Raw genomic sequence first — 9,010 nt, forward strand, 5'->3', positions numbered from 1 at the left:
GGCGGTCATTTGCGTTGCGCGCGTGCCTGTTCGCGGGCGGCGCGCAGGCGGTCGAGCTTGTCTTTGAGCTTGATTTCCAGGCCGCGATCCACAGGCTTGTAATAGACCTGTTCGCCCATGTCATCGGGGAACGCGGTCTGCTCCAGTGCGATACCGCCTTCGACATCGTGGTCGTACTGGTAGCCTTGGCCGTAACCCAGCGTTTTCATCAGGCGCGTGGGTGCATTGCGCAGATGCATTGGAACCGGCTGGGTGCCGTACTTGGCGATATCGGCACGCGCCGCATGCAGGGACATATACGCCGCATTGGACTTGGCGGTGCTGGCCAGATACACAACGAGGTTGGACAACGCGATATCGCCTTCCGGGGCGCCGATGCGGTCGTAGGCGTTCCAGACATTGATCGCCATTTCCAGCGCACGCGGGTCGGCCAGGCCAACGTCTTCCACCGCCATGATGGTCAGCCGGCGCAGCAGATAGGACGGATCGCAGCCGCCATCGAGCATGCGGGCCAGCCAGTAGATGGCACCGTCCGGGTTGGAGCTGCGCACCGATTTGTGCAGCGCCGAGATCTGGTCGTAGAACTGTTCACCGTTCTTGTCGAAACGACGGGTGCGGTCGGCCAGTACCTGCAGCAGTGTTTCCGGGGTGATTTCACCGCCCTCGCCCGCTGCCAGTTCGGCGGCGATTTCCAGCAGGGTCAATGCGCGGCGCACGTCGCCATCGGCGGCGCGGGCGATTTCCAGCAGCGACTCGGGCGAGACAGTAATTTCCTGTTCGCCCAGGCCGCGCTCTTTGTCGGCCAATGCACGCTGCAGCGCTTCGACCACATCTTCGGGCGAGACCGATTCCAGCACGTGCACGCGGCAGCGCGACAGCAGTGCCGAGTTCAGCTCGAACGAGGGGTTCTCGGTGGTGGCGCCGACAAAGATGATCGTGCCGCGCTCGATATGCGGCAGGAAGGCATCCTGCTGCGCCTTGTTGAAACGGTGCACTTCGTCCACGAACAACACCGTACGGCGGCCGTCGGCGAAGCGATGCGCGGCTTCGGCCAGCACCTGGCGCACGTCCGGCAGGCCGGACAGCACCGCAGATATCGCCTTGAACTCGGCATCGGCGTACTGCGCCAGCAGCAAGGCCAGCGTGGTCTTGCCACAGCCGGGCGGGCCCCACAGGATCATCGAATGCACACGCCCGGATTCAACCGCGCGGCGCAGCGCCGTGTTGGGTGCCAGCAGACGCTTCTGGCCGACCATTTCGTCCAGCGTACGCGGGCGCATGCGCTCGGCGAGCGGACGCATGCTGTCCCTGTCCGCTGTCAGCAGGTCGGCGGGAGCTTCATCGAGAAAGATATTTCGGGATCTGGCCACGCCTGCATTCTAACAGCGTGGCCGCCCTGCCCCGGCCTCGGCAGCCGGGCTTGGGTTCAGCGTTCGCCGACCACGTCGACGTCCTTGCCCGGCACGAAACGGAAGGTGCCGGCAGCGAAGCTGGGGTTCTTCTTCCAGCCGCTGAAGGTGATGATGGTGCGCTGGCCAACGGCATCCACCAGTTCCATCCGCGACAGGCCACCGCCGGAAAAGCCCAGCGCCGCCACATCAAAGCTGGCCTGGGTATCACGCTTGGGGGTGAGCGAGAGCCACTGCATGCCATCACGCGGCGCGGCTTCTTCGCTGATGTCGTATTGCTGTTCCAGCAGCGCCGGGTTGATCAGCGCGGTGAGCGGATTGTTCTGCTCCTCGTCGCCCTGCGGGCTGACCCGGGCTTGTTCCAGGTCCGGCTCGTACACCCACAACTTGCTGCCGTCAGCGATGATCAGCTGCGGATGCGGGCGGGTGTATTCCCAACGGAACTGGCGCGGCGCCGACAGCGCAACGCGGCCACTGGACGACTCCTTGACCCGGCCGCGCGAATCCACCACCTGCTGCGCGAACTGGCCATCGAGGCCGCGCAGGCCGTTGGTGAAGGCCTTCAGATCGTCGCGGGCGCCGGCATGGGCGTCCGCCGCAAGGCCGGCGCAAGCCAAGGCAGCAACAAGAACGGTATGGCGCAGGAATGCAGTCATGGCGGCTTGAAATAGTTGTGTCGGTGGTGAGGCAGAGTCTGCCTCTTTCAAACTGAATGGGCGGCAATCACTCGCTGAATGCCGCCCTTCCGTTCAGTGCTTTGGCGGCGGCGGTGCCAGGACGGTGCGGTCGCCATTGTGTTCCGGCGCGGTGACCACACCGGCCGCTTCCATTGCTTCGATCAGGCGGGCGGCGCGGTTGTAGCCGATCTTCAGGCGGCGCTGCACACCGGAGATGGAGGCACGGCGGGTTTCGGTGACGATGCGCAGCGCTTCGTCGTACAGCGGATCGGATTCGTCGCCAGCACTGGCACTGCTTTCCGGCAGGCCGTTGGCGCCGACCACGATGCCGTCGCCCATGGTCTGCACTTCGTCCAGTACGCCGGAAATGTAGTCGGTGGGGCCACTGGCTTTCAGATGCTCAACCACGCGATGCACTTCTTCATCGGAGACAAAGGCGCCGTGCACACGGTCCGGCATGGCCGTGCCCGGCGGCAGGTACAACATGTCGCCGTTGCCGAGCAGCGCTTCGGCACCGGACTGGTCAAGGATGGTGCGCGAATCGATCTTGGAACTCACCTGGAAGGCGATACGGGTAGGGATATTGGCCTTGATCAGGCCGGTGATCACGTCCACCGACGGTCGCTGCGTGGCCAGGATCAGATGGATGCCGGCCGCGCGTGCCTTCTGCGCCAGGCGCGCAATCAACTCTTCGACCTTCTTGCCGACGATCATCATCATGTCGGCGAATTCGTCGATGAAGATGACGATGAAGGGCAGCGGTTCCAGCGGACGCGGCGCCTCGCCCATTTCCGGGTTGGGCTTGAACAACGGGTCCATCAGCGGCTGGCCGGCGTCGATCGCGTCCTTCACCTTCTTGTTGAAGCCGGCCAGGTTGCGCACGCCCACCGCGCTCATCAGCTTGTAGCGGCGTTCCATTTCGGCCACGCACCAACGCAGGCCGTTGCCGGCCTCCTTCATGTCGGTGACCACCGGCGCCAGCAGATGCGGAATGCCCTGGTAGACACTGAGTTCCAGCATCTTCGGGTCGATCATCAGCATGCGCAGGTCTTTCGGGCTGGCCTTGTACAGCAGGCTCAGCACCATCGCGTTGACCGCGACGGACTTGCCCGAACCGGTGGTACCGGCAACCAGCAAGTGCGGCATGCGTGCCAGATCGGCCACGGTCGGGCGGCCGGCAATGTCCTTGCCCAGCGCCAGCGTCAGCGGGCTGGTGGACTTGTCGTATTCCTTGGAGCGCAGCAGCTCGGACAGGAAAATCATTTCGCGGGTGACGTTGGGGATTTCCAGGCCGATTACCGACTTGCCCGGAATCACGTCCACCACACGCACCGATTTGACCGACAGGCCGCGCGCGATGTCCTTGTCCAGCGAACTGATCTGGCTGACCTTGATGCCCGGCGCCGGCTCGATTTCGAAACGGGTGATCACCGGGCCCGGATACGCGCCGACAACCTGCGCATCGATGCGGAAATCCTTGAGCTTGAACTCGATCTGCCGCGACAGCGTTTCCAGCGTCTGTTCGTCATAGCCCTTGGGCTGCGGCTTGGGATCGTCCAGCAGCGCCAGCGGCGGGATGTCCGAGCCGTCGCCATTGACGCCCTGGAACATCGGGATCTGGGTCTCGCGCTTGGCGCGGTCGCTCTTCTCTATCACCGGTGCCGGGCGTGGCTCGATCTTCACCGGCTCGCGCTTGGCGCGTACCTCGGCGTCCACCTTGCGCACTTCCTCGCGCTCCTCGCGCAGCACCCGGGTCTGCTGCCACTCGTTGGCCTGCTCTTTCTTCTTGTTGAGCACCGGGCCCAGTGCCAGCACCCACTTGCCGATCTTCTCCATCACCGTAAACCACGACAGGCCGGTGGCCAGGGTGATCGAGGTGAGCAGCAGCACCAGCAGGAACAGGTTGCTGCCCACCGGCCCGAAACCGGTCTGCAGCGATTTGCCCACCAGCACGCCCAGGCCGCCGCCCGCACGGGCAACGTCACCCGGCGGCAGGCGCAGGTAGAGGAAACCGGTAGCACCGATCAGGAAGCCGACAATGCCGACCAGGCGCAACGCCGGGCCCAGATCGTCCTGGGCACGCTCATCATTCTTCTTCAGGCCGAACATGGCGATCCACGCCACCGCCGCCAGCATCAACGGGATCAGGTAGGCCACATAGCCGAACAGCTGGCGCAGCACATCGGCAATCCACGCGCCAACCTTGCCGCCCATGTTGTGCACGGGCGCAACCACCGAGCCCGACTGTGACCAGCCCGGATCGGTGGGGGAATAGGTGAACAGACTGGCCAGCAGGTACAGCAAGGCCGGCGCGATCGCGATCAACGCAAGGTCACGCCATAACTTCTGTCGACGCGGATTGTCTGCTGCAGCCGCCTGCTTGCGCGCATCAGCGGCAGCCTTGGGGCTCTTGTCGCGTTCCGGGACCTGTTTCGCCACCTTTGACCAGACCTTAAAAATGCACGGTTAGTGATTGATATTAAACGACAGATCGCCGGGTTTCACCCGCTTGCAGCGCATTGCGGTACGGCTGACAGACAGAAAACGTCAAAAAGCCGCCAGATCTGGCGGCGGCAATGCAGGAAACAGCAAAGGTGTATCCAACGGGCCGCGCATTTCCATTCACGTGCCTTGATTCACAGGGGTCAGACCGCCACTCTATTGGCTTGCCCGGACAGTTGCGGAATGTCGCGTTCGGGCCACCAATCCTGACTTTCGCGAGTATACATGAGCACTTCCAGCCTCCCGACCAAGCACACCCGCCTGTTGATCCTCGGCTCCGGCCCCGCCGGCTGGACCTCTGCCGTCTATGGCGCGCGCGCCAACCTGAAGCCGCTGGTGGTGACCGGCCTGCAGCAGGGCGGCCAGCTGATGACCACCACCGAGGTCGACAACTGGCCGGGCGATGCCCACGGCCTGATGGGTCCGGACCTGATGGCGCGCATGCAGGCGCATGCCGAGCGCTTCGACACCGAAGTGGTGTTCGACCATATCCATACCGCCGACCTGTCCAAGCGCCCGTTCACCCTGACCGGTGACAGTGCCCAGTACACCGCCGATGCGCTGATCATCGCCACCGGCGCCACCGCCAAGTACCTGGGCATTCCGTCCGAGGAAGCCTTCAAGGGCCGCGGCGTGTCGGCCTGCGCCACCTGTGACGGCTTCTTCTACAAGGACCAGGACGTGGTCGTGGTCGGCGGCGGCAATACCGCGGTCGAAGAGGCGCTGTACCTGTCCAACATCGCCCGCAAGGTCTACCTGGTCCACCGCCGCGACACGCTGAAGGCGGAAAAGATCATGCAGGACAAGCTGTTCGCCAAGGTCGCCGCCGGCAAGATCGAAACCGTCTGGCATCACCAGGTGGACGAAGTGCTGGGCAATGACGCTGGCGTCACCGGCGTGCGCGTGAAGTCCACCCTCGACGGCAGCACCCGCGATATCGAAGCGCACGGTTTCTTCGTCGCCATCGGCCACCAGCCCAACACCGAGCTGTTCACCGGTCAGCTGGCCATGAACAACGGTTACCTGGAAATCCGCTCCGGCCTGGGCGGCAACGCCACCATGACCTCGGTCGAAGGCGTATTCGCCGCCGGCGACGTGGCCGACCAGCACTACCGCCAGGCCATCACCTCGGCCGGCTTCGGCTGCATGGCTGCGCTGGACGCCGAACGCTTCCTGGACGAAAAGGGCGCCTGAGCGCCTGATGGCGAACTGACAAGGATTGTTGAATGTATCGCGTCGTCTTGATCGCAGCTGCCATGGCGGCTGCAAATGCAGCCGCGGCGGCGGAATCAGTTCCGCCGTCGCTGGCTCCTTCAGAGATGAATCCCATGGTTCGCAACCTATGCCTGTCCCAGGACATGGTTGCGGAGCTGGTGAAGCAGGATCCTGCCTTTGCCTATCTCGGCGGCAGCAAGCGTTCGCTGGCAACGATGCAACTTGTCCTGCAGTCGGCAGACCAGAATCTGCGTAAGGGACTCGACGAAATGCTGGCATCCGCCATTGGGGGTGACGTCAAAAGCAGGGAGACGCTTTCCCCTGCCCTCACCAGCTGCCTCGTTGCTGGCGTACGAATGGCTCCAGAACGCCGCCAACTGGCGTTGACCTGGCTGCAGGAAGATTCGATTGCTGGAAAATCCACCGCCACCGAGCAGTTGATGACACTGACGCTTTTGAAGGAAGTGGAAGGTGGAGGTAGTGCGGCAGCAACTTATTTCCAGCAGTTGCCGGGCAAGACACTCGATACCACCTCTCCGGACAGCGTCGGCATTGGGCTTTTTGCCATGCAGGATATTGCCGCCAACAGCATCATCAATGCGGCGATCCAGTCGTATTACACGCGCTCGCCTCAGCAATTGGCAGGCGTCCCTCAGCCAGCCGTGACGTACCGCTTTTGCAACAACAGCGTGGCCGCGGCGGCGGGACAAACTCGCGGCGTCCATCGTGTCGCGGCGTTTGCAAATGCACGCGTGCAGCAACTGCCGGAACCCGTCTGGAATTGCGATATGGCAGCAATCAAGGAGGAAGTGCGCACCATAAGGTGGGGGACCGACGCGCCCTCCAGCCCTGCGCCTAAATGAACGATGCCGGGCGGATACGCTAGGCTCGATTGATGACGCAACTCCGAGTCCTTTCCCATCTGCGAGACGTCGGTGCACCCGCCTGGGATGCCCTGCACGACGGCAGCAATCCCTTCATCAGCCATGCCTTCCTCAGTGGGCTTGAGCAGCATGGCTGTCTGCGTCCGGAATGGGGCTGGCAGGCCCAGCACCTCAGCCTGTGGCGTGACGACGTGCTTGTTGCTGCCGCACCCGGTTACCTGAAGCAGAACTCGCACGGCGAGTTCGTGTTCGACCACGCCTGGGCCAATGCCTACGCGCGCCATGGGCTGGAATACTTCCCCAAATGGCTGGGCGGCGTGCCCTACTCGCCGGTTACCGGGCCGCGCCTGCTGGCCCGCTGCGACACAGACCGCCAGGCCCTGCTGCAGGCCATCGTTGCGCATGTGCAGGACGATACACTGTCCTCGGCGCACATCAACTTCCATCTGGCGGACGAGAGCCCGCTGTTCGGCCCGCAATGGCTGCAACGCGACGATGTGCAGTTCCAGTGGCAGCGCCGTCCCGGCTGGAACAACTTCGACGATTTTCTTGCCGCAATGGACCACAAGCGGCGCAAGAACATCCGCCAGGAACGCGGCAAGGTCGCGCAGGCCGGCATCACTTTCGTGACGCGTCACGGTGACGAGGCCAGTGCCGACGAATTGCGGGCAATGCACGGCTTCTACCTGCAGACTTTCGCCGAGTATGGCAATGCACCCGCATTGACGCTGGCCTTCCTGCGCCACCTGGCGGCACAGATGCCGCGCCAGCTGGTGCTTTTCCTTGCCCTGCAGGACGGCGAACCCATCGCCGGCGCGCTGTGCCTGCGCGGCACCCATACGCTGTACGGGCGCTATTGGGGTGGCACTGCCCTGCCCGGCCTGCATTTCGAAACCTGTTACTACCAGGGCATTGATTACTGCCTGCGCGAGGGGCTGCAGCGCTTCGAGCCCGGAGCACAGGGTGAGCACAAACTGGCGCGCGGCTTCCTGCCAACCCGGGTGCAAAGCCATCATTGGCTTGCGCATCCACAGTTCCGCGAGGCCGCACGCGACTGGTGTCGCCGTGAGCGCGAAGATCTTGCCCGCTACGAAGCCGATCTGCTGCGCCATTCGCCGTTCAAACAGGAAGATCCATCGCAATGAGCAACAAAGGCCCGTTCCTGCTGGATACCGCCAGCGATGCGCCCTTCCCTCCTGCGGAGCTGGCACTGACGGACCCGGATGGCCTGCTTGCCATCGGCGGCGACCTGAGCCCGGTACGGCTGCTCAATGCCTATGCCGGCGGCATCTTCCCCTGGTTCTCCGAAGGCCAGCCGCTGTTGTGGTGGTCGCCGGACCCGCGCATGGTGTTCCGCACCGATCAGGTACACCTGTCCTCGCGGTTCCGCCGCAGCCTGCGCAACAGCGATTGGAAGATCCGCGCCGATACCGCCTTCGCCGAGGTCATGCAGGCCTGCGCGCAGGCACCACGGCCCGGCCAGGACGGCACCTGGATAACCGATGCCATGCTTGCCGCCTACGTGCAATTGCACCAGCTGGGTTACGCGCACTCGGTGGAAGTATTTGATGACGAGGAACTGGTTGGCGGCATTTACGGCGTGGCCATTGGTCAGATGTTTTTCGGCGAAAGCATGTTCAGTGGCCGCAGCGGCGGTTCCAAGGTGGCGCTCGCTGCGCTGACGCGCACCTTGGCGGACTGGGGCTGGCCGTTGCTGGACGCACAGGTTGAGAACCCGCATCTGCTGCGGATGGGCGCCGACCACCTGCCGCGCGCCGAGTTTCTTCCTGCCGTGCGTGAGTTGGTGCACCGACCGGGCGAAGTCGGCTGCTGGACAGGCAGATTTGGCGAGCTGGCGGCCTGCGCGCTCGCCTGAATACCGGTGCTTAACGCAAACTTTGCATCCTGCGCCGCAAAGGCGTAAAATTCCCGCCCTTAGGCCTATTGGCCGTCCGCAGAACCGCACAGGACTACATGTCGAAAGACGACTCCATCGAGTTCGAAGGCACCGTCAGCGAGACGTTGCCGAACACCACTTTCCGCGTTCGCTTGGAAAATGGGCATGAAATCATCGCCCACATCTCCGGCCGCATGCGCAAGAACTACATCCGCATCCTGACCGGTGACCGCGTCAAGGTTGAGATGACGCCGTACGACCTGACCAAGGGCCGTATCACCTACCGCATGAAATAATGCGGTAAGTAGCGCGTTACCCGAAAGCCAGCCCTCGCGCTGGCTTTTTCGCGTGGCCGAAGCTTCACCTGTAGTGCCGAGCCATGCTCGGCAGAGGCGTTACCGGTAGAGCCAATGCCGAGCATGGCTC

At 63.6% G+C, this 9,010-nt stretch carries 8 protein-coding genes; 5 read left to right on the forward strand and 3 right to left on the reverse strand.

Annotation, left to right across the window (positions count from 1 at the left end):
• Positions 1 to 5 precede the first annotated feature (5 nt).
• The 3 genes from ABE493_RS01085 to ABE493_RS01095 form a co-directional block, all read right to left on the reverse strand.
• Positions 6 to 1,301, reverse strand: a complete 1,296-nt coding sequence (locus ABE493_RS01085) for a replication-associated recombination protein A (protein ID WP_346496430.1) — start codon at positions 1,299 to 1,301, stop codon at positions 6 to 8.
• A gap of 125 nt (positions 1,302 to 1,426) precedes the next feature.
• Positions 1,427 to 2,065: an outer membrane lipoprotein chaperone LolA gene (gene lolA, locus ABE493_RS01090; protein WP_346496432.1), complete on the reverse strand. Its 639-nt coding sequence runs from the start codon at positions 2,063 to 2,065 to the stop codon at positions 1,427 to 1,429.
• A gap of 93 nt (positions 2,066 to 2,158) precedes the next feature.
• Positions 2,159 to 4,525, reverse strand: coding sequence for a DNA translocase FtsK (locus ABE493_RS01095; protein ID WP_346496434.1), 2,367 nt, complete (start codon positions 4,523 to 4,525; stop codon positions 2,159 to 2,161).
• Between the two features lie 288 nt (positions 4,526 to 4,813).
• Between ABE493_RS01095 and trxB the strand changes: the two genes are divergently transcribed.
• From trxB to infA, 5 genes are all read left to right on the forward strand, one after another.
• Positions 4,814 to 5,782: a thioredoxin-disulfide reductase gene (gene trxB, locus ABE493_RS01100; RefSeq protein WP_057626373.1), complete on the forward strand. Its 969-nt coding sequence runs from the start codon at positions 4,814 to 4,816 to the stop codon at positions 5,780 to 5,782.
• Between the two features lie 32 nt (positions 5,783 to 5,814).
• Positions 5,815 to 6,666 carry a hypothetical protein gene (locus tag ABE493_RS01105; protein ID WP_346496436.1) on the forward strand — a complete coding sequence of 284 codons (852 nt, stop codon included), beginning with the start codon at positions 5,815 to 5,817 and terminating at the stop codon, positions 6,664 to 6,666.
• A gap of 32 nt (positions 6,667 to 6,698) precedes the next feature.
• Positions 6,699 to 7,832: a GNAT family N-acetyltransferase gene (locus ABE493_RS01110; RefSeq protein ID WP_346496438.1), complete on the forward strand. Its 1,134-nt coding sequence runs from the start codon at positions 6,699 to 6,701 to the stop codon at positions 7,830 to 7,832.
• Positions 7,829 to 8,563, forward strand: coding sequence for a leucyl/phenylalanyl-tRNA--protein transferase (gene aat / locus ABE493_RS01115; RefSeq protein WP_346496440.1), 735 nt, complete (start codon positions 7,829 to 7,831; stop codon positions 8,561 to 8,563). Before ABE493_RS01110 ends, aat begins: the two co-directional genes overlap by 4 nt.
• Before the next feature lie 98 nt (positions 8,564 to 8,661).
• Positions 8,662 to 8,880 (forward strand): translation initiation factor IF-1, encoded by a 219-nt coding sequence (infA, locus tag ABE493_RS01120; protein WP_005409596.1) that lies wholly within the window; start codon positions 8,662 to 8,664, stop codon positions 8,878 to 8,880.
• The last annotated feature ends 130 nt before the right edge of the window (positions 8,881 to 9,010 follow it).

This window comes from Stenotrophomonas terrae (genome assembly GCF_039674165.1).
Lineage (GTDB): Bacteria > Pseudomonadota > Gammaproteobacteria > Xanthomonadales > Xanthomonadaceae > Stenotrophomonas > Stenotrophomonas terrae_A.

Coding starts and splice junctions, on each gene's coding strand:
- ABE493_RS01085 (WP_346496430.1), bottom strand. CDS start 1,301: ATGCGTCCGCTCGCCGAGCGCATGCGCCCGCGTACGCTGGACGAAATG.
- lolA (WP_346496432.1), bottom strand. CDS start 2,065: ATGACTGCATTCCTGCGCCATACCGTTCTTGTTGCTGCCTTGGCTTGC.
- trxB (WP_057626373.1), top strand. CDS start 4,814: ATGAGCACTTCCAGCCTCCCGACCAAGCACACCCGCCTGTTGATCCTC.
- ABE493_RS01105 (WP_346496436.1), top strand. CDS start 5,815: ATGTATCGCGTCGTCTTGATCGCAGCTGCCATGGCGGCTGCAAATGCA.
- ABE493_RS01110 (WP_346496438.1), top strand. CDS start 6,699: ATGACGCAACTCCGAGTCCTTTCCCATCTGCGAGACGTCGGTGCACCC.
- aat (WP_346496440.1), top strand. CDS start 7,829: ATGAGCAACAAAGGCCCGTTCCTGCTGGATACCGCCAGCGATGCGCCC.
- infA (WP_005409596.1), top strand. CDS start 8,662: ATGTCGAAAGACGACTCCATCGAGTTCGAAGGCACCGTCAGCGAGACG.